At 67.5% G+C, this 22,510-nt stretch carries 18 protein-coding genes and 2 riboswitches; of the genes, 10 read left to right on the plus strand and 8 right to left on the minus strand.

Annotated features, from left to right (window positions below; all coding sequences use genetic code 11):
- Window positions 1-12: 12 nt before the first annotated feature.
- Together HFK18_RS07105 and HFK18_RS07110 are read left to right on the plus strand one after the other, a co-directional pair.
- Window positions 13-1,086 carry a 3-deoxy-7-phosphoheptulonate synthase gene (locus HFK18_RS07105; RefSeq protein ID WP_049467209.1) on the plus strand — a complete coding sequence of 358 codons (1,074 nt, stop codon included), beginning with the start codon at window positions 13-15 and terminating at the stop codon, window positions 1,084-1,086.
- A 229-nt stretch (window positions 1,087-1,315) separates the two neighbouring features.
- The gene (locus HFK18_RS07110; protein ID WP_180165356.1) at window positions 1,316-1,627 is read left to right on the plus strand and encodes a DUF5076 domain-containing protein; all 312 of its coding nucleotides are present in this window, start codon (window positions 1,316-1,318) and stop codon (window positions 1,625-1,627) included.
- Window positions 1,628-1,700: 73 nt separating this feature from the next.
- Here HFK18_RS07110 and HFK18_RS07115 read toward each other — a convergent pair whose 3' ends face one another.
- The 4 genes from HFK18_RS07115 to HFK18_RS07130 form a co-directional block, all read right to left on the minus strand.
- Window positions 1,701-4,760 (minus strand): efflux RND transporter permease subunit, encoded by a 3,060-nt coding sequence (locus HFK18_RS07115; RefSeq protein ID WP_180165358.1) that lies wholly within the window; start codon window positions 4,758-4,760, stop codon window positions 1,701-1,703.
- On the minus strand, window positions 4,757-7,834 hold the full coding sequence (locus HFK18_RS07120; RefSeq protein WP_180165360.1) for a multidrug efflux RND transporter permease subunit: 3,078 nt from the start codon (window positions 7,832-7,834) through the stop codon (window positions 4,757-4,759). The genes HFK18_RS07115 and HFK18_RS07120 overlap by 4 nt, the downstream gene beginning before the upstream one ends.
- On the minus strand, window positions 7,831-9,000 hold the full coding sequence (locus HFK18_RS07125) for an MdtA/MuxA family multidrug efflux RND transporter periplasmic adaptor subunit (RefSeq protein WP_180165362.1): 1,170 nt from the start codon (window positions 8,998-9,000) through the stop codon (window positions 7,831-7,833). Before HFK18_RS07125 ends, HFK18_RS07120 begins: the two co-directional genes overlap by 4 nt.
- 238 nt (window positions 9,001-9,238) lie before the next feature.
- Window positions 9,239-9,856, minus strand: coding sequence for a trimeric intracellular cation channel family protein (locus HFK18_RS07130; protein ID WP_032952083.1), 618 nt, complete (start codon window positions 9,854-9,856; stop codon window positions 9,239-9,241).
- Between the two features lie 83 nt (window positions 9,857-9,939).
- A riboswitch (glycine riboswitch) is annotated at window positions 9,940-10,043 on the minus strand.
- A gap of 13 nt (window positions 10,044-10,056) precedes the next feature.
- Window positions 10,057-10,146, minus strand: a riboswitch (glycine riboswitch).
- A gap of 40 nt (window positions 10,147-10,186) precedes the next feature.
- Between HFK18_RS07130 and HFK18_RS07135 the strand changes: the two genes are divergently transcribed.
- Together HFK18_RS07135 and HFK18_RS07140 are read left to right on the plus strand one after the other, a co-directional pair.
- Window positions 10,187-10,462, plus strand: a complete 276-nt coding sequence (locus HFK18_RS07135; RefSeq protein ID WP_099820506.1) for a GIY-YIG nuclease family protein — start codon at window positions 10,187-10,189, stop codon at window positions 10,460-10,462.
- Between the two features lie 110 nt (window positions 10,463-10,572).
- Window positions 10,573-10,998 carry a nuclear transport factor 2 family protein gene (locus tag HFK18_RS07140; RefSeq protein ID WP_180165364.1) on the plus strand — a complete coding sequence of 142 codons (426 nt, stop codon included), beginning with the start codon at window positions 10,573-10,575 and terminating at the stop codon, window positions 10,996-10,998.
- Between the two features lie 262 nt (window positions 10,999-11,260).
- On the opposite strand, the gene HFK18_RS07145 is transcribed toward HFK18_RS07140, so the two are convergent.
- A complete protein-coding gene (locus tag HFK18_RS07145) occupies window positions 11,261-12,541 on the minus strand; it encodes an NAD(P)/FAD-dependent oxidoreductase (RefSeq protein ID WP_180165365.1) in 1,281 nt (426 codons plus the stop codon).
- Between the two features lie 122 nt (window positions 12,542-12,663).
- On the opposite strand from HFK18_RS07145, the gene HFK18_RS07150 reads away from it, so the two are divergent.
- The gene (locus tag HFK18_RS07150) at window positions 12,664-13,458 is read left to right on the plus strand and encodes an NYN domain-containing protein (RefSeq protein WP_100553750.1); all 795 of its coding nucleotides are present in this window, start codon (window positions 12,664-12,666) and stop codon (window positions 13,456-13,458) included.
- 59 nt (window positions 13,459-13,517) lie between these two features.
- Here the strand turns inward: HFK18_RS07150 and HFK18_RS07155 are convergent, their stop codons facing one another.
- Window positions 13,518-13,709, minus strand: coding sequence for a hypothetical protein (locus HFK18_RS07155; protein WP_100462249.1), 192 nt, complete (start codon window positions 13,707-13,709; stop codon window positions 13,518-13,520).
- A 78-nt stretch (window positions 13,710-13,787) separates the two neighbouring features.
- Between HFK18_RS07155 and HFK18_RS07160 the strand changes: the two genes are divergently transcribed.
- Complete coding sequence (locus tag HFK18_RS07160; RefSeq protein ID WP_180165367.1) at window positions 13,788-14,408, plus strand: glutathione S-transferase; 621 nt, start codon at window positions 13,788-13,790, stop codon at window positions 14,406-14,408.
- A 57-nt stretch (window positions 14,409-14,465) separates the two neighbouring features.
- On the opposite strand, the gene HFK18_RS07165 is transcribed toward HFK18_RS07160, so the two are convergent.
- Window positions 14,466-16,655: a primosomal protein N' gene (locus HFK18_RS07165; RefSeq protein WP_180165370.1), complete on the minus strand. Its 2,190-nt coding sequence runs from the start codon at window positions 16,653-16,655 to the stop codon at window positions 14,466-14,468.
- A gap of 413 nt (window positions 16,656-17,068) precedes the next feature.
- On the opposite strand from HFK18_RS07165, the gene HFK18_RS07170 reads away from it, so the two are divergent.
- From HFK18_RS07170 to sppA, 4 genes are all read left to right on the plus strand, one after another.
- A complete protein-coding gene (locus HFK18_RS07170; RefSeq protein ID WP_180165372.1) occupies window positions 17,069-18,070 on the plus strand; it encodes a hypothetical protein in 1,002 nt (333 codons plus the stop codon).
- The gene (locus HFK18_RS07175) at window positions 18,063-18,629 is read left to right on the plus strand and encodes a DUF3106 domain-containing protein (protein WP_180165374.1); all 567 of its coding nucleotides are present in this window, start codon (window positions 18,063-18,065) and stop codon (window positions 18,627-18,629) included. Before HFK18_RS07170 ends, HFK18_RS07175 begins: the two co-directional genes overlap by 8 nt.
- A 180-nt stretch (window positions 18,630-18,809) precedes the next feature.
- Entirely contained in the window at window positions 18,810-20,174 is a 1,365-nt protein-coding gene (locus HFK18_RS07180) for an MATE family efflux transporter (protein ID WP_180165376.1), read from the plus strand.
- A 114-nt stretch (window positions 20,175-20,288) separates the two neighbouring features.
- Window positions 20,289-22,211 carry a signal peptide peptidase SppA gene (sppA, locus tag HFK18_RS07185; RefSeq protein ID WP_089237192.1) on the plus strand — a complete coding sequence of 641 codons (1,923 nt, stop codon included), beginning with the start codon at window positions 20,289-20,291 and terminating at the stop codon, window positions 22,209-22,211.
- A gap of 86 nt (window positions 22,212-22,297) precedes the next feature.
- On the opposite strand, the gene HFK18_RS07190 is transcribed toward sppA, so the two are convergent.
- Window positions 22,298-22,501: a hypothetical protein gene (locus HFK18_RS07190; protein ID WP_180165378.1), complete on the minus strand. Its 204-nt coding sequence runs from the start codon at window positions 22,499-22,501 to the stop codon at window positions 22,298-22,300.
- Window positions 22,502-22,510 lie beyond the last annotated feature (9 nt).

The raw sequence follows: 22,510 nt of genomic DNA on the forward strand, positions 1-22,510 counted from the left end.
AGACCCCCCACCATGCCCCCGCACACCGACGACCTGCGTATCCGCACCATCGAACCGCTGACACCGCCTGCCCAGCTGCTGGCGATGCTGCCCTGTGATGACGAAGCCTCCGACACCGTTAGCGCCTCGCGCGCGGCCCTGCACCAGATCCTGCACGGCCGCGACGACCGCCTGGCCGTGGTGGTCGGGCCATGCTCGATCCACGACCCGAAAGCCGCCATCGAGTACGCCCAGCGCCTGAAGCCGCTGCGCGATGCACTGGCCGGTGAACTGGAAATCGTCATGCGCGTGTACTTCGAAAAGCCGCGTACCACGGTGGGCTGGAAGGGCCTGATCAACGATCCGGACCTGGATGGCAGCTTCAAGATCGACAAGGGCCTGCGCATCGCCCGCGGCCTGCTGCGCGACATCAACAAGCTGGGCCTGCCTGCCGGTGTCGAGTTCCTCGACGTGATCTCGCCGCAGTACATCGCCGACCTGGTGGCATGGGGCGCGATCGGTGCACGCACCACCGAAAGCCAGGTGCATCGCGAGCTTGCGTCGGGGTTGTCGTGCCCGGTCGGCTTCAAGAACGGTACGGACGGCAACGTCAAGATCGCCGCCGATGCCGTGGGCGCGGCCTCGAATCCGCATCACTTCCTGTCGGTCACCAAGCAGGGCGGCACGGCCATCGTCTCCACCACCGGTAACCCGGATTGCCATGTGATCCTGCGTGGTGGCAAGCAGCCGAACTACGATGCGGCCAGCGTGGCCGATGCCTGCCAGGCACTGGCCAAGGCCAAGCTGCCGACGCGCCTGATGATCGACGCCAGCCACGCCAACAGCCTGAAGAACCACGAAAACCAGCCGAAGGTGATCGAAGACATCGCCACCCAGCTGGAAGACGGCGAGCAGCGCATCGTCGGTGTGATGGTTGAAAGCCATCTGGTCGGTGGCCGTCAGGAGCTGGTCGAAGGCCAGCCGCTGGTCTACGGCCAGAGCATCACCGATGGCTGTATCGACTGGGATACCACCGTGACGGTGCTGGAGCGGTTGGCTGCGGCCGTCCGCGCCCGCCGCGAAGTGAAGGTGTCGGAAGCTGCGTGATTGACGCCGCCTGACGGCGGCACGTGTGTGGATGGCGGCCAGCGCCTGCGGGGGTGCGGCCGCGATCAGGGCCGGTCGGAGTTGGAGACCGGCCCGTCTGCACCGGCGATGCGCCTGGCGCTGTGCAACCTTGCCAGTGCCAGGTACATCGCCGGGGTGGTGTGAACGGTAGATCCACGCCATGCGTGGATATGGGCACAATGCGGCAACCCTCCTTGCCGCTGCCGCCATGAACGAACTGATCATCCCTGACGCTGCTCAACGCGACGAATCATCGATCGAAATGATCCGCGTGTGGATCGCCGAGCGAGGGCTGCATACATCGTTGAAGGTGGGGCTCTACGAGGACTGTGCAGACATCCGCGAAGAGCGTGCCTGGGGGCGCATCCTTGCTGATGTTGCCCAGCACGTGGCCGACGCGCTGGCGGCCAGCCAGGGCATGGACCCGCACGTGGCGATCGAGGCCATCAAAGCGGCGTTCAATGAGGAGTTGCGGGCGCCATCCAGCGGTCGGTCCGGCGGGTTCGTCGTGCGCCACTGACAACCGATCCCAGCCGAGCATGGCTCGGCTCTGCAGTAGGTCCACGCCATAGGTGGATGGCGCACGGCCGCGCTCACCCTCTCGCCCGCAGCCGTGCCAGCGCCATATACATCGCCGGTGTCGTGTACAACGTCAGCCACTGGCTGACCAGCAACCCGCCGACAATGGCGATGCCCAGCGGCTGCCGCAGCTCCCAGCCTTCGCCGTTGGCCAGCATCAGCGGCAACGTGCCCAGCAGTGCCGCCAGCGAGGTCATCAGGATCGGCCGCAGGCGCAATCGTGCCGCTTCCATCACCGCATCGCGCGCACTCAGCCCGCGGCGTTCGCCGGCCAATGCGAAATCGACCAGCAGGATAGTGTTCTTCATCACCACACCCACCAGCAGGAACAGCCCCAGCAACGCGATCAGGTTCAGTTCGTTGCCGAACAACCACAGCGCCAGCAGCGCGCCGATACCGGCCGACGGCAGCGTGGACAGGATCACCAAGGGCTGCAGGAAGCTCTCGTAGAGGATACCCAGCACCAGGTACACCGCCAGGGTGGCACCCAGCACCAGCCACAACTGGCGCGACCGCAGCTGCTCCAGGCCGCCGGCCTCGCCGGACAGCTTGGCCTGCACCGAGCGCGGCAGCATCAGTGTGGCCATCGCAGCATCAATGGCCTGCGTGGCCTGCTCCAGGCCCACGCCCGGCGCCAGCGCGAACTCGATCCAGATCGAGGCGAACTGCTCGCTGTGGTATACGCGGTCCGGCGCCATGCCGTAGCGCCAGCTGGCGATGCTCGACAGCGGAATGCGCTGGCCGCCGCCATCGATCACCTGCAACCGTGCCAGCGTGCCCGGGTCCTGCGTGTGCTTCGGGTCCAGCTCCATCACCACCCGGTACTGGTTGAGGCTGTCATACAACGTGGCGACCTGGCGCTGGCTGAAGGCGTTGTTGAGCATGTTGGCCACGGTGCGCAGGTCCACGCCGTGGCGCGCGGCGGCCTCGCGGTCGATGTCCAGCATCACCTGGCGCATGCCGGCCTCGCCCTGCGCTTCCACGTCCACCAGTTCCGGCAGGCCACGCAGTGCAGCAGCGACCTTCGGTGCCCATTGGCGCAGTGGCGCGGTATCAGCCGACAGCAGCTGGAACTCGTACTTGCCACTGCTACCCGCGCCTTCCAGGCGGATGTCCTGGTCCACCCACAGATAGAGGTTGCCCCCGGGCAACTTGGGCAGGCGTGCACGCAGGCGGTCGATCACCTGCTGGCTGGAGACGCCGCGTTCGGCCAGCGGCTTCATCTTGATCATGATGAAGGCGTTGTTGACCCCGTTGCTGCCACCGATATAGCCGATGATGTCCTCGATGGCCGGGTCGGACAGCAGCAGTTTGCGGTAGGCATCGATCTTCGGCTGCATCGCCTGGAAAGACAGGCCGTCATCGCCACGCGCGAAGCCGCGCAGCTGTGCGGTGTCCTGCTGCGGCACGATGCCCTTGGGTATCTGCTGGAACAGCCAGGCATTGAGTGCGATCACTGCCACGAAGGCCAGCAATGGCCAGCGCAGGTGCCGCAGGCTGGCCTGCAGGGTGCGCAGATAGGCGCCACGCACGCGCTCGAACAGCGCATTGCTGCCGCGCTGCCAGCGCGAGGGCTGTTGTGCGTCATCGACGAACAGGCGCGCACACAGCATCGGCACCAGGCTGAGTGCCACCAGCACCGACACCGTCATCGCCGCCACCAGGGTCAGCGAGAATTCGCGGAACAGGCGCTCGACGAAATCGTCCAGGAACAGGATCGAAACAAACACCACCGCCAGCGCCAGGTTCATCGACAGCAACGTAGCGCCCACTTCCGATGCACCGCGCACCGCCGCCTGCCAGCGGTCGGCGCCCAGTTCGCGATGGCGCGCGATGTTCTCCAGCACCACGATGGCGTCGTCCACCACCAGTACCGCCGCCACGATCAGGGCCATCAGCGAGAGCGTATTGAGCGAGAAGCCCATCAGCGCGATCAACGCCAGCGTGCCGAACAGCACCACCGGAATCGCCACACTGGGTACCAGTGCCGCACGCCAGTGGCCGAGGAAGCCGAGCACCACCAGCACCACCAGCGCGATCGCCAGCAGCAGGGTCACTTCTGCTTCGTGCAGGGTGGCGCGGATCACCGGCGAGCGGTCCATCACCAGCCGCATGTCCACCGTGCTCGGCAGCAGGGCGTGCAGCTGCGGCAGCTGTGCCTGGATCGCATCTACGGTGGCGATGATGTTGGCGCCGGGCTGGCGGCTGACGATCAGCAGCACGGCGGGGCGTTCGTTGTGGAAGCCACTGGCATAGCGGTCCTCCACGCCATCGGCGACGGCGGCGACATCGCCCAGCCGCAGCAGGCGATCATCGCTGGCCTTCAACGCCAGTTCCCGGTACTGCGCGGCCTGACGCAGCTGCAGCGGTGCTTCCAGTTGCCAGTGCTGCTGCGCGCCTGCGACCGCACCCAGTGGGCGCACCGCGTTGGCGCGGCTGATCGCCTGCGCCACATCCTCCAGCGCCAGGCCCGCGTGATTGAGGGCATTCGGGTCCAGCGACACGCGTACCGCGGGCAGCGCGCTGCCACCCACCTGCACTTCGCCAACGCCCGGCACCTGCGACAGCTTCTGTGCCAGCACGGTCGAACCCAGGTCGTACAGCTGGCCCGGCGAGAGCATGTCCGAAGTCAGCGCCAGCGCCAGGATCGGTGCCTGCGACGGGTTGACCTTGCGGTACTGCGGCATGCCGGGCATGCCGCTGGGCAGCTGGCCGCGAGCGAGGTTGATCGCCGCCTGCACCTCGCGCGCGGCCTCGTCGATATCGCGGCCGAGCACGAACTTCAATTCGATCTCGGTCTGCCCCTGGGTGCTGGCTGAATCGATGCGCGAGATGCCGGGCAGGCTGCCCAGCGCACGCTCCAGCGGCGTGGCCACGGTCGCCGCCATCGATTCGGGCGAGGCGCCGGGCAGGCTGGCGCTGACTTCAATGGCGGGATAGTCGACCTGGGGCAGCGGTGCCACCGGCAGCAGGCGCAGCGCCAGCAGGCCGGCCAGTACCAGCGCCACCGCCAACAGGAGGGTCGCCACCGGACGCTGCACGCAGGCCTGTGCCAGGCGTGCCACAGGGGTCATGCCCGGGCCTCGTCTGCTGTTGCCGGTGCCGCCGCGCGGCGACGCTGCAGACGGTCGAAGGCCAGATAGATCACCGGCGTGGTGAACAGGGTCAACACCTGGCTGACCATCAGGCCACCCACCATCACCCAGCCCAGCGGTTGCCGCAGCTCGGCGCCCGAGCCAGTGGCCAGCATCAGCGGTACCGCACCGAACAACGCCGCCAGGGTGGTCATCAGGATCGGCCGGAAGCGCAGCAGCGCCGCCTGGTGGATCGCTTCACGCGGACTCATGCCGCGTGTGCGCTGCGCGTCCAGCGCGAAGTCGATCATCATGATCGCGTTCTTCTTCACCAGCCCTATCAGCAGCACGATGCCGATCACTGCGATCAGGTCCAGGCTGCGTCCGCTCACCCACAACGCGGCCAAGGCGCCCACGGTTGCCGAGGGCAATGTGGAGAGGATGGTGATGGGATGGATGAAGCTCTCGTAGAGCACGCCCAGCACGATGTACATCACCACCACCGCCGCCAGGATCAGCCACAGCGTGCTCGACAGCGAGCTGCTGAAGGCCGCCGCCGCACCCTGCAGGCGCAGCTCGATGCTCTGCGGCAATGCCACCTGCGCCTGCGCGGCATGCACCGCATCCACCGCTTCACCCAGCGATGCACCGGGCGCAAGGTTGAACGACAGCGTGGCCGCCGGGAACTGGCCGACATGGTTGCGCAGCAGCGCCGTCGGCCCCTGCTCGACGCGCGCCACCGCCCCCAGCGGCACGGTCTGGCCGTTGCTGTTGCGCACGCGCAGGCCGGTGATCGCCTCCGGCCCCGGTTGCCGCGCCGGATCGGCCTCCAGCACCACCCGGTACTGGCTGGCCTGGGTGAAGATGGTCGAGATCTGCCGTTGCCCGTAGGCGTCGTACAGTGCGTCGGCCACCGCTTCCACACTCACGCCCAGGCGTGCGGCGGCATCGCGGTCGATGCTCACCTTGGCCTGTCGGCCCTGCATCTGCAGGTCGCTGGCCACATCGCGCAGCGCGGGCGACTGGCGCAGCGCGTGCAGCAGCTTCGGTGTCCAGGTTTCCAGCGTCTGCAGATCCGGTGTGGTCAGGGTGAACTGGTACTGATTGCGGCTGATGCGATCTTCGATGCCCAGCTCCTGCACCGGTTGCAGATACAGGGTGATGCCGGGAATTCTGGCCACGCGCTGCTGCAGCCGCGCCATCACCACGTCGGCGCTCTCGCGCTCGCCGTGTGGTTTCAGTTCGATCAGCAGGCGGCCTGTGTTGAGGGCGGCATTGTTGCCGTCCACGCCGATGTAGGAGGACAGGCTGGCCACGGCCGGGTCCTGTTCGATGGCCGTGGCCAGGGCAAGCTGGCGCTCGCGCATGGCCTGGAACGAGATCGCCTGCGGGGCTTCGCTGATGCCCTGGACCAGGCCGGCATCCTGCACCGGGAAGAAGCCCTTGGGTACGGCGAAGTACAGCGCCACGGTGAGCGCAAGCGTGGCCACCGTCGCCAGCAGCATCAGCGGCTGGCGCTGCAGTACCCAGCGCAGCTGGCGGTCGTAGAGGGCAATGATGCGATCGAAGACATCGGGCACAGCTGCCTGCTTGGCATGCGGCTTCAGGAAGCGCGCGCACAACATCGGCGTCAAGGTCAGCGACACCAGCAGCGAAATGCCGATGGCCACCGCCAGCGTCACCGCGAACTCATGGAACAGCGCACCCACCAGGTCGGCCATGAACAGCAACGGGATCAGCACGGCGATCAACGAGACCGTCAGCGACACCAGGGTGAAGCCAATCTCGCTGGCTCCCTTCAGTGCCGCCTCGCGCGGGCTTTCGCCGTCTTCCAGGTGGCGGGCGATGTTTTCCAGCATCACGATCGCATCGTCCACCACGAAACCGGTGGCAATGGTCAGCGCCATCAGCGTGAGGTTGTTGAGCGAATAGCCGGCCAGCAGCATCACCGCGAACGTACCGATCAGCGACAGCGGCACCGCCACGCTGGGAATCAGCGTGGCCGGCAGGTTGCGCAGGAACACCCAGGTCACCAGCACCACCAGCGCGATGGCCAGCACCAGTTCCTTCTGTACGCCGCGCACGGACGCGCGGATCGATTCGGTGCGGTCGCTGAGCACGCTCATCTGCACGCCGGCCGGCAGCGTGGCCTGCAGCTGCGGCAGCAACGCACGCACCTGTTCGACCACGGCGATGACGTTGGCGCCGGGTTGGCGCTGGATGTTCACCAGCACCGCCGGGGTGGTGCCGCTCCATGCCGCCAGCTGGCGGTTCTCGGCGCCGTCGGTGATGGTCGCCACATCGCCCAGACGCAGCGGTGCGCCCTCGCGCCAGGCCAGCACCAGTGCGCGGTACTCGGCCACGCTGCGCATCTGGTCGTTGGCATCGAGCATCACCGCGCGGATCGGACCATCGAAGCTGCCCTTGGGCAGGTTGACGTTGGCCGCGGCGATCGCGGTGCGGATGTGGTCCATGCCAAGGTTGTTGGCGGCCAGTGCGCCCGGATTGACCTGGATGCGCACGGCCGGGCGCTGGCCACCGGCCAGGCTGACCAGGCCCACACCCGGCAGCTGCGCCAGCCGCTGCGCGATGCGGGTGTCGACCAGGTCATGCACCTGCGGCAGCGACAGGCCCTGCGAGGTCACCGCCAGGGTCAGGATCGGTGTATCGGCCGGATTGACCTTGCGGTACACCGGCGGCACCGGCAGATCACCGGGCAGGAAGCTGCCGGCCGCGTTGATCGCGGCCTGCACGTCCTGTTCGGCCACACCCAGCGACACCTCCAGGCCGAACTGTAGGGTGATCACCGAGGCGCCACCGGAACTGGTGGACGACAGCTGTTTCAGGCCGGGAATCTGCCCGAGCTGGCGCTCCAGCGGCGCGGTGATGGTGCGCGTGGTCAGCTCGGGGCTGGCACCGGGGTACAGCGTGGTGATCTGGATGATCGGGTAGTCGACCTGCGGCAGCGCCGCCACCGGCAGCAGGCGATAAGCCAGTACCCCGGACAGCAGCAGCGCCACCATCAGCAACGTGGTGGCGACCGGGCGCAGGATGAAGGCGCGCGAGAGGTTCATGCGCCGGCCTTGGTCGATGCCTCCTCGGTGATGATCTCCACCGCGGTGCCGTCTTCCAGCCCGTCGATGCCTTCGATCACCACCTTGTCACCGGCCACCAGGCCGGAACGCACCGCAACGCGACCGTCATCGGCCGGGCCGAGTACCACCGTGCGCCGTTGTGCCTTGTTGTTCTTGTCGATGATGTGCACGTAATTGCCCTGGCTGCCGAACTGCACGGCGGCATCGGGAACCAGCAGTGCGGGATGCTCACCCAGCTGCAGGCGCACATTGACGAACTGGTTGGGGAACAGCGCCTGATCGGCATTGTCGAACTGCGCGCGCAGCTTCAGTGTGCCGGTGGCGGTATCGATGCGGTTGTCGACGCTGGACAGGGTGCCGCTGGCAAGCTGCCGGCGTTCTTCGCGGTCCCAGCTTTCCACCGCCAGCGCCGGCTGCGCCTGTACGGCATCGAGCAGCGCGGGAAGCTCCGGCTCGGGCACGGTGAACAACACACTGATCGGCGCGGTCTGCGCCAGCGTGACCAGGCCTTCGGCATCGCTGGCGTGCACCAGGTTGCCTACGTCCAGCCGGCGCAGGCCGACGCGGCCGCTGACCGGGGCGACGATGCGGGTGTACTGCAGCTGCAGTCGTGCTTCATCCACCGATGCCTGGTCGCTGAGGCGACGCCCCTGCAGTTGCCGCACCTTGCTCTGCTGGTCGCTCAGTTCCTGCGCGGACACGTAGTTCTGGCGCTGCAGTTCGCGGTAGCGCTGCAACTGGCGCTCGGCGTTCTCGAGCTCGGCCAGGTTCTGCTGCTGCGTACCCCGTGCGTGCGCAAGCTTCACCTGGTAGGGGCGGGGATCGATCTGCGCCAGCAGGTCACCGGCCTTGACCTGCTGACCCTCCTGGAAATGCAGGCGCATCAGCTCGCCATCCACGCGGCTGCGCACCACCACGCTGTGCAGCGGGGTGACCGTACCAACCGCCTTCATCCGCAGCACCAGTGGTTCGGCACTGGCGCGGGCGATGCGTACCGGCACTGCCTTGCCGCCACCGGCTTCTTTGCCACCGTCCGCCTCGGCATGCGGCCACAGCCACCACGCCAGGCCAGCGACAAGGGCAAGACCGGCAACGACCAGCAGCGGACGGGCACGGCGGAAGCGGGAGTTTTCGGCGACAGACATGGGGCATCCTGCGCCCTGCGCGCACGCAGGGTCATGCGGGCCCGTCGGCACCACGAAGGGCCACGGGCAGCGGGGGAGGGGGATTGTCTGGCGGGGCCGCGGACGCGGCGTGGCTGGATGCCGTCGCGCGTGCGACGGGGCGCCAATGGTAGCGGTTTACGCGGGCCGTCGCCGCGTGACCTTGGTCATGCAACGCAGCCGGAAATGCCGACTGACGGCCGGCATCACCGTCAAACGATCAATGCACTTCGTCGTGGTACACGAACTTCGGCATTTCCCAGCGGTAGTGGATCGCCAGCAGGCGCACGGCGAACCCTCCGCCCAGGCAGCACAGGATCGCCGTGGCATCGGCCACGCCCCAGTGCAGCAACAGCAGATACACCGCACCGGTCAGCAGCGAGATGATCGCGTACAGCTCTTTCTGGAAGATCAGCGGTACCTCGTTGCAGAGGATGTCGCGCAGCACGCCGCCGAAGGCGCCGGTGAGCATGCCGGCGATCAGCACGATCGGCAGTGCATGGCCGGCCTCGCGCGCGATCGAGCAGCCGATCAGGGTGAAGGCGATCAGGCCCAGCCCGTCCAGCACCAGGAACGTGCGGCGGAAGTGATGCATCCAGCGCGCCACCCAGGTCGCGATCAGCGCCGCGCACACGGTGAAGCCCAGGTACTCGGGATGCTTCACCCAGCCCAGCGGGTAGTGGCCGAGCAGGATGTCGCGCAGCGAGCCGCCGCCGAGCGCGGTGACACAGGCGATCATGACCACGCCGAACAGGTCCATGCGGCGGCGGCCCGCAGACAGGGCACCGGTCATGGCTTCGGCGGAAATGGCGATCAGGTAGATGATGGATAGCAGCATGGACAGGCTCCGGACGCGGTGGGGCCGGCCATGCGCGACCACCGCCGTTGCCTGCGCAATGACGGGATGACGATGACCGGTGCCGCTCCCGCTGTCCTTTTGCCTGAGAGTTCAGCGGCGTGAGCCGCGTGCCCCTTCGGCGGATCGTCCCGGGCATGCCCGGTGACCTCTCTCCAGCTCGGCGAGTCGAATGCATGGTTGGTGGGATTCCAGCCCACCGGCCTGAGCGATCATGGGAGCCTGCGCCTTCGGCGGGCGCCAGCGCGGCGCCTCTCTCCTGCATTCGGGCGCCAGTATATCCGCTGCAGTGCAGCACGGCATAATCCGGGCATGGTTTCGCCTTCCCGCCCGTGGTTCCTGTACCTGCTCGAATGCCGCGACGGCAGCTATTACGCCGGCATCAGCACCGACGTGCAGGCCCGTTTCGCCGCCCACCAGGCGGGCAAGGGGGCACGCTACACGCGGTCGCGCCCGCCGCTGCGGGTGCTGGCGGTGCGCGAGTACCCGGACAGGGCAGCGGCCTCACGCGCCGAATGGGAGCTCAAGCAGCAGCCGCGCGAACGCAAGCTGGCCTGGCTGCAGGCGCCGGCCGAGGCTGTTCTGTAGAGCCGAGCCCATGCTCGGCTCTACAACTTCGCCGGTAGATCCACGCCATGCGTGGATGGGGCGCATCCGGCCATGCCATGATCGCCCAGCCCTCTGCGCTGGAGACCCGGATGTCCACCGTTGCCCTGTTGTTCGCACTGTCAGCAGCGGCAAGCCCCGCCGCCGACGCCACCACGATCGCGGCCATCGAAGCGACCTGCCACGACTACGTCGACGGACAGCTTGAAGCCGACCCGCAGCGCGTCGCCCGTTCCCTGCATCCGGACCTGGCCAAGCGCGCGGTGCTCGGTGATACGCCCGACGAACGCCTCGGCCTGCGCCGGATGTCGAAGGAAGAGCTGGTCGCGTTGACGAAACAAGGCGCGCTGAAGACCCCGAAGGATCAATGGGATCGCCGCTGCACGGTGCTGGACGTGACCGGCAACGCGGCCTCGGTGCGGCTGGAAACGCCGTGGTTCGTCGACTACTTCCACATGGGCCGCTTCGAGCAGCGCTGGGTCATCGTCAACGCGTTGTGGTACCCGAAGCCGAAGTAGAGCCCCCCCATGCGTGGCTGCGCTACATGCAACCTGCACAGAAACTCATCCACGCATGGCGTGGATCTACTGTGCCGGTCGAGGGCGCGCCCACGGCACTACCTATCGCGAAGATTTCTGCCGGACATGAGCGGGTGCCCAGCGGCCCGATGAAGCAGTAGAGCCACGCCACGCGTGGCTACGCTCCATGCAGCCTGCACACAAATTCATCCACGCATGGCGTGGATCTACTGTGACGGTCGAGGGCGCTCTCCCGCGCTACCTACCGCTTCGGCCGCCGGTCTTCGCGGTCATCGCCAAAAATGATCCGCGCACTACGCTGGTAGCTCCAGTACGCCACCGCCCAGTTCAGCAGCACCACGACGCGGTTGCGGAAACCGATCAGGAAGAACACGTGCGCGGCCAGCCAGAACCACCAGGCCAGCACGCCCGACAGCTGCAGCTTGCCCAGGTGCACGATCGCGGCCATGCGACCGATGGTGGCCAGGTTGCCGAAGTCGGCGTACTTGAACGGCCCCGGCGCGGGCTTGTCGTGCAGGCGTGCGCGAAGCGTTTCTGCCACGTACTTGCCCATCTGCTTGGCGGCCGGAGCCACGCCCGGTACCGGCTTGCCGTTGGCCTGGCTCAGTGCGGCCAGGTCGCCGGCCACGAACAGTTCGGGATGGCCGGGCAGGGTCAGGTCCGGCTGCACCGGCACGCGTCCGGCGCGGTCCAGCGGCACGTCCAGCGTGCGCGCCAGTGGCGAGGCTGCGACGCCGGCGGCCCAGACCACGGTGCGCGCGGGCACGAACTGGTCGCCCAGTTTGAAGCCCTGTCCATCGATGTGGCTGACCGGCGTGCCGGTCATCACTTCCACGCCCAGCTTTTCCAGTTGCCGGCGTGCTTTCAGCGAAAGCACTTCCGGGAAGGTCGACAACACGCGCGGACCGGCCTCGACCAGCCGCACCTTGGCGCTGGCTGGATCGATGTGGCGGAACTCATTGCGCAGCGTATGCCGGGCGATTTCAGCCAGGGTGCCGGCCAGCTCGACGCCGGTCGGTCCACCACCCACCACGGCAAAGCTCAGCCATGCGGCCTTCTTTGCCGGGTCCGGCTCGGCCTCGGCGCGCTCGAACGCCAGCAGCAGTTTGCGGCGCAGGGCGATGGCATCGTCCAGCGTCTTCAGGCCCGGCGCATCGTCGGCCCATTCGTCATGGCCGAAATAGGCGTGGGTGGCGCCGGTGGCCAGCAGCAGGCTGTCGTAGTCCAGCGTGCTGCCATCGGCCATGCGCACTTGGCGGGCTTCCTTGTCGATGGCCACCACTTCGCCCAGCCGCACCTCCACGTTGCGCTGGTGGCCGAGGATGTGGCGCAGCGGTGCGGCGATATCCGGAGCCGATAGTCCTGCGGTGGCCACCTGGTACAGCAGCGGCTGGAACAGGTGATGGTTGCGACGGTCGACCAGGGTGATGCGTATGCGTTCGCGGGCCAGCGCACGGGTGGCCCACAGGCCGGCGAAACCGCCGCCGACAACGACCAGGTGGGGGACGCGATCACGACTCATCGACTCACTCCAGGGGGGGCATGGGGGAAGTGCCTGGCATCTTCGCACGGCCGGTCCTTGTCACGTCAGCGTGCATCCGGATCGGCGATACTCGGGTTCAGGCAACTGCCCGTGAGGAGTCCATGAGCGAACCGGAAAAGCGCATCGCCCTGTTGATCGACGCCGACAATGCACCGGCCTCGAAGATCGACGAAGTCCTGGCCGAGGTCGCTCGCTATGGTGTGGCCAACGTGCGCCGTGCCTATGGCAACTGGAAGAGCCCGCGGCTGAAAGGGTGGGAGGCGGTGCTGCACGAATACGCGATCCGGCCGATCCAGCAGTTCGCCTACAGCAAGGGCAAGAACGCGTCGGACATGGCGATGGTGATCGACGCGATGGATCTGCTGTACGCGCGCAACCTCGATGGCTTCGCGATCGTGTCCAGCGATGCCGACTTCACCCCGATGGTGATGCGCCTGCTGACCGACGGCGTGAAGGTCTATGGCTTCGGCGAAAAGAAGACCCCGGAACCCTTCGTCAACGCGTGCTCGAAGTTCACCTATCTCGAAGCGTTGGGCCAGACCCACGCCAGCGTGCAGGATGTCGAGCAGGCATCGAACGAACCATCATCGAACGAACAGGCGCCCAGCGAACAGGCGAGCAGCGACGATGCGCGCCCGCGCAAGAGCGGTGCGGAAATGCGCAGCGACACGCGCCTGGTGAAGATGCTGCGCCGTGCGGTGTCCTCGGCAGAAGGCGAGGATGGCTGGTCGCACCTGGGCCCGGTCGGCAGCCAGATCGGCAACCAGGCCTCGTTCGATCCGCGGAACTACGGGTACGGCAAACTCAGCGACCTGCTGGCCGCGATCGGTCTGTTCGAACTGAAGAAGGACGGTAAATCCTCCTACGTGCGCGCGCTGCCGAAGAAGAACCGGTAACGCCGGAAAACGCCGGTGCAAAGCAGAGCCGAGCCACGCTCGGCTGCTTTCCGCACGCGCTACAGCGCGCGTGCGTCGGACCCCGCGTAGCCCGCAGCAAAGCCATCGGCGAAATCCTCAACTCCGTTGAATGCCAGCAGCAACAGCCCGGCACACAGCAGCATGTTGCGGTTGGATCGGCGGTACCCCAGCACCAGCGCCACCAGCCCTGCTGCCAGCAGAACGTAATTCACTGCATCCCATGCGGTCATGCCGTTTCTCCTTGTGGATCGGCGTATCGTAACGGCTCCGCGCCCTCTTGGCGCAGCGCTGCACGCAAGGAAATCCGCATGTTGAAGATCTGGGGTCGCCGCAATTCCAGCAACGTCCGCAAGGTGCTGTGGTGTGCCGAGGAAATCGGCCTGCCGTACCAGTCCATCGAAGTGGGTGGCAGCCACGGTGGAACGCAGTCGCCGGAGTACGTGGCGATGAACCCGAACGGGCTGGTGCCGGTGATCGAAGACCACGGCCTGCCGCTGTGGGAGTCGAACACCATCGTGCGCTACCTCAGTGCGCGCTATTCGCTGGGCACGCTGTACGCGGAAGACGCGATGGAGCGTGCGCAGGCCGAGAAGTGGATGGACTGGAGCACCTCGCGGATGGCGCCGCTGTACTCCGAACTGATCTGGGGGATCATGCGCACCGCGCCGGCCGACCGCGATGAGGCGCGCATCAATGCGGCGATCGTGCGCGCCGGTGATTTCCTGGCGCTGCCCAACGCGACCCTGGCCAAGCAGCCGTGGCTGTCGGGCGAGAAATTCGCCATGGGTGACATCGCCCTGGGCTCGTTGATCTACGCGTGGTTCGAGCTGCCGATCCAGCGCCCGGACCTGCCGCACCTGGCCGACTGGTATGCACGCCTGCGCGAGCGCCCGGCGTACCAGCGCGGCGTGATGTCACCGATGACGTAACGGTGGATCCAAGGTGGCACCTGTAGTGCCGAGCCATGCTCGGCAGCGCTCTGCCGATCAATACAGGTCGGTGGGATCCACATCCAGCGACCAGCGCACCTTGCGTGCCTCCGGCAGCGCGTACAGCTGCGGCACCAGCTGTGCCAGCACCCCGTGCAGCGGTGGCCGCTGCGCTGCCGACAACAACAACTGCGTGCGCTGGTAGCCGGCACGCCTCGGCATCGGTGCGGGCATCGGCCCATAGGCCTCCACCACGTTCTGTTCGCCCAGCAGTGTGCGCGCGGCCAGCAGGAAGGCATTGGCATGCTCCAGCTGCTGCGCTTCGGCGCGCATCAGCGCCAGGTGCGCGAACGGTGGAAAACCCGCCGCTTCGCGCTGGTTCAATTCAGCCTGCGCGAACGGGTGGTAGCCACCGCTCACCAGCGTCTCCAGCAGCGGATGACCCGGGTGATGGGTCTGCAGCCACACTTCGCCCGGATCGCGCGCGCGACCGGCGCGGCCGGCCACCTGGATCAGCTGCTGCGCCAGTTTTTCGCTGGCGCGGAAATCGGCCGAGAACAGGCCTTCGTCGATGCCCACCACCACCACCAGGGTCAGCTTGGGCAGGTCGTGGCCCTTGGCCAGGATCTGCGTGCCGACCAGGATGCCGGGTTCGTTGCCCAGCTTGGCCAGCTGCTGCTCCAGCGCATCGCGCCGTGCGGTGGTGCCGCGGTCGATGCGCACCACCGGGAAATCGGCGAAGGCACTGACCAGGTGTTCTTCCAGCCGCTCGGTGCCGATGCCCTGCGGCTGCAGCGCCAGGCTGCCACAGGCGGGGCAGGCCAACGGTGCCGGCTGCCGCGCACCACAGTGATGGCATTGCAGGCGACGACCACCGCCATGCACAGTCATCGGTGCATCGCAGCGGTTGCAGGGCGCGGTCCAGCCGCAGTCGTGGCACAGCAGCACCGGCGCATAGCCGCGCCGGTTCTTGAACACCAGCACCTGCTGGCCACGCTGCAGGTGTTCGCCGATGCCGGCCAGTACGTCGGCGGAAAGGCCATCGCGAAGCGGGCGCTTGCGCACATCGAGGATGCGCACGCGCGGCGGTCGGGCATCACCGGCGCGCTGCTTCAGGCGCAGATGCGCATAACGGCCGGCGTAGGCGTTGTGCAGGGTTTCCAATGAGGGCGTGGCGCTGCCCAGCAGTACCGGAACGCCCTGCGCCTTGGCCCGCACCAGGGCGAAATCGCGCGCGTGGTAGCGGATGCCGTCCTGCTGCTTGTAGCTGCCGTCGTGCTCTTCGTCGACGATCAGCAGGCCGGGCTGCGGCAGCGGGATGAACACCGCCGAACGCGTACCGACGATCACCCGCGCTTCGCCGCGTGAGGCCGCGGCCCAGACCCGCGCGCGTTCGTTGTCGGTCAGCCCCGAGTGCAACGCGTGCACGGCAATGCCGAGACGGCCGCGGAAGCGCGCCAGGGTCTGCGGGGTCAGGCCGATCTCGGGCACCAGCACCAGCGCCTGCCTGCCCTGCGCCAGGCAATGGATGATTGCCTGCAGGTAGACCTCGGTCTTGCCGCTGCCGGTCACCCCGTCCAGCAGGAAGGCCTGGAAGCTTTCGGCGGCGGTGATCGCGGCCACGGCCTCGGCCTGCTCCGCATTGAGGGTGGGGCCGGGCAGGGGCTGGGCGTGCTGCGGCGCCACGCTCAGGGCGATGCGCTCGGCCAGGTCGCGCTTGCCCAGGCTGCGTGCGGCCACCCGCCAGTCCTGCATGCGCGCGGACAGGACATCCTCGTCCACCACCGCGTCGGCCAGCAGCTCGGCCAGTTGCCGTGGTCGGCTGCCGGCGCGCAGCTTTTCGCGCTGGGCGTGGCCCTCCGGTGTCAGCTGCCAGCCCCAGTGATGGGTATCGGGCAGCGGTTCGCCGTGCCGCAGCGGGCCGGGCAGGGCGGTGCTCAGCACCTCGCCCAAGGGGGCGTGGGTATAGCGGGCCAGCCACTGCAGGCTCTGCCACAGCTCGCCCTGCAGCAGCGGCGCGGAGTCACACCAGGCCAGTGCCTGGCGCAGCCCCTGGCTGTCCTCGGCCTGCCCGTGGCCGGCCACCACGCCGATCAGTTCGCGGTTGCCGAACGGCACCTTCAGCCGGCAGCCGACCGCCATCGTCGGGCCCTCGCCCTGTGGCGGCAGGTAATCGAACAGGCGCGGCAGGGGGACGGGCAGGGCGACCTGCAGGGTCGGGACGGGGCCGGAATCGGGGGCGAGCATCGGGTCAGTGTAACGGCCCCTGCGAGGGCGCATTGCAGAGGCAGATGCGACTGGCATGCCCTTCGGCGAATCATAAATGTCACCTAAATATCGGTGTCTATTGGAGATTCAGTCTTATCCACATCTTCTGTGGATAAGTCTGTGCGTTAGCGGCTCGTGGCGCCGCATGAGGCCGATGGCGACGGCCTCACGCTTGGGTTGGTCAAAAAATAGCCATACTTTAAAGTACATTAAAATCAATAACTTAAGTGTGAAACATTGCTGAAACAGGGTGAATTCAGCCATTCATCGAGGAATCGCCCGATTCCCGCGTGATGCTGTGCACAACCTGCAGCATGAAGTGTCTGGAATCGCAAGCCTGCCGGGCAGCGATGGGCTGCCGCTATCATGCCGGCAGACCTTTGGAGTGACCGATGACGGCTGTGCCCGCCCCTGTTTCCTCGACCGCGGCCGGCGCGCTGTCGGCTTTTCTGCGTGGCGTCGAACGCCGTGCCCTGGTCGTGGCCGAACTGCAGTGCGGTGACCCCGCCCGTGCCGAACAGACGCTGGTGGCGGTGATGCGCGCCTTCGCCGCCGTCGCCAGCGACCTGCCGATGGCGCAGTGGCCCGGCCGCTTCTGGACCCTGCTGGGCCAGCGCCAGGCGCTGCGCGAGCCGACCACCGGCCAGTGGCCGCCGTCGCTGGCCGCGCTGGGCGAGATGGCCGCCCTGCCGCGGCTGGCGCTGCTGCTGCGGGTGGGCGGCAGCCTGGACGAGGGCATCGCCACCCGCGTTCTGGATGTCGACGAGGAGGGTTATCAACGCCTGTTGGCCACCGCCTGCCCACGCGATGCCGATGGCCAGCCCGATGCCGCCGCATGGCGGACCCTGGCCGAACAGGTGCAGCTGCGTATCCGCGACCTGCCGGCAAAGCGTCTGCAGCAGCTGGCGCAACCGTCCGCGCCAGCGGCCAACAACCAGGCGCCTGCTTCCAGCTGGCGTGCGCCGCCGCGCGACGAACGCGCGCCTGCCAGCGGCAAGCGTCGTCGCCCCAATACCAAGCCGCGCTGGCGTGGCCCGGTGATCCTGTTGATCACCGTGGCGGTGCTGCTGCTGGCTGCGTTGGGCTGGCGCCATTGGCAGGGCCGCGCGTTGACGGCCGATGGCCCGTTGCCCGAGGGCGTGGTGGGTGAGGCCGGGCCGGTCACCGTCGAGGCACTGCCCGCCAGCGATGTCCGCCCCGCTGCAGGCGGCGATGCGCAGGCCAGCGAAGATGCCGCCATGCTGGCCGACCGCGATTACCCGCTGCTGGCCGAGGCCGACATGCATGCCTGGAGTGCTGCCGGTGGCCCGCTGCCGGTGGACGAGTCACAACCCAAGCCGACCCGCCCGGAACCGGTCGGCGCAGCGCTGGAAACCTCTGCTGCCGATGAATAAGCTCCTCTTCGCTGGCCTGCTGCTGGCCTTGCCGCTGTCGCTGGCCGCTGCGCCGCAATCGTTGAACGTGCCGCTGCCCGCACCTTCGGCAACACCGTCGGCGGCCGCGCCCACCGCAGCGGCGGCATTCGCGCAACTCGATCCCGCCCAGCAACGTCAGCGTCGCAGCGACTACGCCGCGTGGCGGGCCCTGCCAGAGGGTGAGCGCGAACGCATCCGTCAGGCCGCCAGCCGTTTCGCCGCCTTGCCGGCCGATCAGCAGCAGCGCCTGCGCACGCAGTTCCTGGCACAGGACCAGGCCTTCCGCGAAGGCTGGCGTCTGGGCCCGCAACTGGGCGCCGAGTTCCCCAAGCTGCACGGCCTGTTCGGCTTCGTGCCGCCGCAACAGCGCGACGCGGTCCTTGCCGTGCTGCGCCAGCTGAGCCCGGCGCAGTTGGCGCAGCTGGCCCTGGTCGCGCAGCGCACACCGCCGCAGGAACGCGACAGCGTACGCAGCGCATTCCTTACCGTCCCCGCCGCCGAACGCGACACCTGGCTCAAGCGCCAGGCCGGGCAGTAAGAAAAAGGGGAGGGAGGGAACTAGGTCATTTCTGGCCCGACTGTGCCGGATACGACTTGATTCCCTCCGTCCCCTTTATGGGGCAGTCATGGGAATGGCCGCCCAGCGCGCGTAAGATGGCCGGCCGCAACCCGGTGCCTGTGCCCTTCGCGCGCAACCGTAGTTCGCGTCAAGCACCTTATGTCTACTGCAACCTCCACGCCGCGCTTCAGCAAGGAAGTCGGCGCCACCGGTCTGCTTGCCCTGCCGCTTGTGCTCGGGCACGTCTCCACCGGTCTGATCTCCTTCGTCGACAACGTGATTGCCGGCCACCATGCGACATCCACCCTGGCCGCGGTGACCATCGGCACCGCGCTGCTGTGGCTGCCGATGCTGATCCCGATCGGCACGCTGATCTCACTCACCGCCTCGGTGTCGCAGCTGCATGGCGCCGGCCGTGAGCGCGAGATCGGCCCGTTGTTCCGGCAGGCGCTGTGGCTGGCGCTGGGCCTGGGCCTGATCATGTTCACCTTCCTCACCGTGGTGCCGCCGCTGCTGCCGGCCTTCGGCATCGCGCCGGACATCGTGCCGGGCGCAACGGCGTTCCTGCATGCGGTGCGCTGGGGTGGCCCGGCGCTGACCCTGTACTTCTGCATGCGCTATCTCAGTGAAGGCATGCATTGGACGCTGCCGACCATGCTGCTCGGTTTTGGCGGTCTGCTGGTGCTGGCGCCGATGGGCTACGTGCTGGCCAACGGCAAGCTGGGCTTCCCGGAAATGGGCGCCGAAGGCCTGGGCATCGCCTCGGCGGTGATGATGTGGCTGCAGGCGATCGCCTTCGGTACCTACCTGTGGTTCACCAAGCGCTTTGCCCACCTGCAGCTGTTCTCGCACTTCGAGGGGCCGCGCTGGTCAGCGATCTGGGACCTGCTGCGCACCGGCCTGCCGATCGGCATCACCGTGTTGATGGAAGGTGGCCTGTTCATCGTCACCGCACTGTTGATCGGTCGCCTGGGTGCCAATGAAGCGGCTGCGCACCAGATCGCGATCAACGTGGCGCAGCTGTGCTTCATGATCCCGATGGGCGTGGCCGAGGCGACCACCGTGCGGGTCGGCCATGCGGTCGGCCGTGGCGATGGCTTCGGCGTGCGCCGTGCGGCGTGGGCCGGCTACGCGATCATCATGGGTACGCAGACGCTGTCGGCGGCGGCGCTGCTGTTCGGCCACGACGCCATCGTCGGCGTCTACACCAACGACCTGGCCGTGGCCGGTCTGGCCTCGACCCTGCTGCTGTACGCGGCCACCTTCCAGTTCCCCGATGGCATCCAGGTGCTGTCGGCCGGCGCGCTGCGCGGACTGAAGGACACCCGCGTGCCGATGTTCATCGCCATGTTCGCCTATTGGGGCCTGGGCATGCCGCTGGGCGCCGGGCTCGGCCTCGGCCTGGACATGGGCCCGCAGGGCATGTGGATCGGCCTGATCGTCGGCCTGACCGCGGCGGCAATCCTGATGGGCTGGCGCCTGAGCCGCAGCAGCAAGCGCATCGGCCAGTCCACGCTGGCCTGACATCACGCCGGTCCAGGGCAACTGTGACCGGCGATCCCCTGACTTGTGTCCGATGCTGCCTCACGCGGCACCGGCTATGCTGTCACCACGGCAAGAAGCCATCCGGAGTGCTCCATGAACCAACCCGTGCCGCCGCTGCCCCCGGCGAACCGCAATCCAGTCGCCAGCTTCTTCATCGGGCTGTGGGACGTGATGAATTTCACCCGCCGGTTGATCCTCAACCTGGTGTTCTTCGGCCTGTTGCTGCTGGTGCTGGTGATGTTCATCGTCGCTGCGGGCATGGGCGCTGGCGCCAGCAAGGCGCTGCAGGACCGCACCACCCTGGTGATCGCGCCGGAAGGCCGCCTGGTCGAGCAGTACAGCGCCGATCCGGTCAGCCGCGCGCTGGCCAAGGCCGTTGGTGACAACGGTGCCGAGGAAGTGCAGCTGCGCGATCTGATCCGGGTGATCGAGAACGCGCGCGATGACAAGAAGATCGAGCGCGTGGTGCTGGAACTGGACAAGCTGCAGCCGTCCGGTTTCGCCTCGCTGCGCGAAGTGTCCGCTGCGCTGCAGGACCTGCGCGCTTCGGGCAAGCAGCTGGTCGCCTTCAGCGAGAGCATGGGGCAGTCGCAGTACCTGCTGGCCGCACAGGCCGACGAGGTCTATCTGGACCCGATGGGGTCGGTGGTGCTGGAAGGCCTGGGCCGCTACCGCCAGTACTTCCGCACCGGCCTGCAGGACAAGCTGGGCGTGGACGTGCACCTGTTCAAGGTGGGCGAGTACAAGTCGGCCGCCGAGCCGTACGTGCTCGACGCGGCGTCGCCGGCCTCCAAGGAAGCCGATCTGTTCTGGATGAACGATGTGTGGCAGCGCTACCTCGGCGACATCGCCAAGGCCCGCCGCCTGGATCCGGCGCAGCTGGCGGCCGGCATCGATACCCTGCCTGAAGGTGTGGCTGCCGCTGGTGGCGACCTGGCCAAGTTCGCCCTGCAGCAGAAGCTGGTGACCGCGCTGAAGACCCGCGAGGAATTCGAGGATCTGATGATCGAACGCGGCGTGGCTGATGAAGACGCCGACGGTGGTTTCCGCAACATCGATTTCGGCACCTACATGGCCCAGCTCGATGCGCGTCGCAACCCGGTTGATTCGCGTCCGCAGGTTGCCGTCATCGTGGCCTCCGGTGAAATCAGCGGCGGCGATCTGCCGGCCGGCCGCATCGGCGGTGAATCGACCTCGGCGCTGCTGCGTGCGGCGCGCGACGATGACGACGTCAAGGCCGTAGTGCTGCGTGTGGATTCGCCCGGTGGCGAAGTCTACGCCTCCGAGCAGATCCGTCGCGAAGTGGTGGCCCTGCAGGCTGCGGGCAAGCCGGTGGTGGTGTCCATGGGCGACCTCGCTGCGTCCGGTGGTTACTGGATCAGCATGAACGCCGATCGCATCTATGCCGATCCCTCGACCATCACCGGTTCGATCGGCATCTTCGGCATGATCCCGAACTTCAGCCGTGCGCTGGACAAGTTCGGCGTGCACACCGATGGCGTCGGCACCACCCGTTTCGCCGGTGCCTTCGATGTCACCCGGCCGATGGATCCGGCGGTGGGACAGGTCATCCAGTCGGTGATCAACAAGGGCTATGCCGATTTCACCGGCCGTGTCGCCGAGGCCCGCAAGAAGCCGGTCGAGGCGATCGACGAAGTAGCCCGCGGGCGTGTCTGGAGCGGTGCGCAGGCCAAGGAACGCGGTCTGGTCGATGCGTTCGGTGGCCTGAAGGACGCCGTGGCTGACGCTGCCGGTCGGGCCAAGCTGGGTGCGACCGACAAGTACCGTGTGCGTTACATCGAGAAGGCGGCGACGCCGTTCGCGCAGTTCGTCAGCGGCTTCGCTGGCAGCCACGCCGGCGCCTGGATGCTGGCCGATTCCGGCGTGGGCCGGATGATGCTGGCGCGCACGATGCCGGAAATCGATACGCAGCTGCGCTTCGTTGAGAACGCGGCCCGCGAGAAGGGCAACGGTGCACCGGTGAAGTCGCTGGCGTATTGCTTCTGCGGGTTCTGATACCCGATCCAGGATGTCCACGCATGGCGTGGATCTACTGAACGCACAACGCCCGGCCTTGGCCGGGCGTTGTTGCATGCGGGGATCTACTGCGCGTCGGCCTCTGCCTTGCGCTCGCGTTCGGCCGCCTCGTCCATGGTCTTCTGCACGCCTTTGGCGCGGTCCAGTGGTTGCTTGACTGCCTTGGCCAATGCCTGCGGTTCCGGTGGTCGTTCCGGATTCGGCGGTGCAGGGCGCTGGCACCCGGCCAGCACGGCGGCCGACAGCAGGGCGGGAATCAGGACGCGCATGGCAGCTCT

Origin of the sequence: Stenotrophomonas sp. SbOxS2 (genome assembly GCF_013416715.1) — a bacterium.
Taxonomy (GTDB): Bacteria; Pseudomonadota; Gammaproteobacteria; order Xanthomonadales; family Xanthomonadaceae; genus Stenotrophomonas; species Stenotrophomonas lactitubi.

What these genes read in the sequence shown, in the direction of transcription:
- HFK18_RS07105 (WP_049467209.1), top strand. Translation starts at nt 13, where the DNA reads ATGCCCCCGCACACCGACGACCTGCGTATCCGCACCATCGAACCGCTG.
- HFK18_RS07110 (WP_180165356.1), top strand. Translation starts at nt 1,316, where the DNA reads ATGAACGAACTGATCATCCCTGACGCTGCTCAACGCGACGAATCATCG.
- HFK18_RS07115 (WP_180165358.1), bottom strand. Translation starts at nt 4,760, where the DNA reads ATGACCCCTGTGGCACGCCTGGCACAGGCCTGCGTGCAGCGTCCGGTG.
- HFK18_RS07120 (WP_180165360.1), bottom strand. Translation starts at nt 7,834, where the DNA reads ATGAACCTCTCGCGCGCCTTCATCCTGCGCCCGGTCGCCACCACGTTG.
- HFK18_RS07125 (WP_180165362.1), bottom strand. Translation starts at nt 9,000, where the DNA reads ATGTCTGTCGCCGAAAACTCCCGCTTCCGCCGTGCCCGTCCGCTGCTG.
- HFK18_RS07130 (WP_032952083.1), bottom strand. Translation starts at nt 9,856, where the DNA reads ATGCTGCTATCCATCATCTACCTGATCGCCATTTCCGCCGAAGCCATG.
- HFK18_RS07135 (WP_099820506.1), top strand. Translation starts at nt 10,187, where the DNA reads ATGGTTTCGCCTTCCCGCCCGTGGTTCCTGTACCTGCTCGAATGCCGC.
- HFK18_RS07140 (WP_180165364.1), top strand. Translation starts at nt 10,573, where the DNA reads ATGTCCACCGTTGCCCTGTTGTTCGCACTGTCAGCAGCGGCAAGCCCC.
- HFK18_RS07145 (WP_180165365.1), bottom strand. Translation starts at nt 12,541, where the DNA reads ATGAGTCGTGATCGCGTCCCCCACCTGGTCGTTGTCGGCGGCGGTTTC.
- HFK18_RS07150 (WP_100553750.1), top strand. Translation starts at nt 12,664, where the DNA reads ATGAGCGAACCGGAAAAGCGCATCGCCCTGTTGATCGACGCCGACAAT.
- HFK18_RS07155 (WP_100462249.1), bottom strand. Translation starts at nt 13,709, where the DNA reads ATGACCGCATGGGATGCAGTGAATTACGTTCTGCTGGCAGCAGGGCTG.
- HFK18_RS07160 (WP_180165367.1), top strand. Translation starts at nt 13,788, where the DNA reads ATGTTGAAGATCTGGGGTCGCCGCAATTCCAGCAACGTCCGCAAGGTG.
- HFK18_RS07165 (WP_180165370.1), bottom strand. Translation starts at nt 16,655, where the DNA reads ATGCTCGCCCCCGATTCCGGCCCCGTCCCGACCCTGCAGGTCGCCCTG.
- HFK18_RS07170 (WP_180165372.1), top strand. Translation starts at nt 17,069, where the DNA reads ATGACGGCTGTGCCCGCCCCTGTTTCCTCGACCGCGGCCGGCGCGCTG.
- HFK18_RS07175 (WP_180165374.1), top strand. Translation starts at nt 18,063, where the DNA reads ATGAATAAGCTCCTCTTCGCTGGCCTGCTGCTGGCCTTGCCGCTGTCG.
- HFK18_RS07180 (WP_180165376.1), top strand. Translation starts at nt 18,810, where the DNA reads ATGTCTACTGCAACCTCCACGCCGCGCTTCAGCAAGGAAGTCGGCGCC.
- sppA (WP_089237192.1), top strand. Translation starts at nt 20,289, where the DNA reads ATGAACCAACCCGTGCCGCCGCTGCCCCCGGCGAACCGCAATCCAGTC.
- HFK18_RS07190 (WP_180165378.1), bottom strand. Translation starts at nt 22,501, where the DNA reads ATGCGCGTCCTGATTCCCGCCCTGCTGTCGGCCGCCGTGCTGGCCGGG.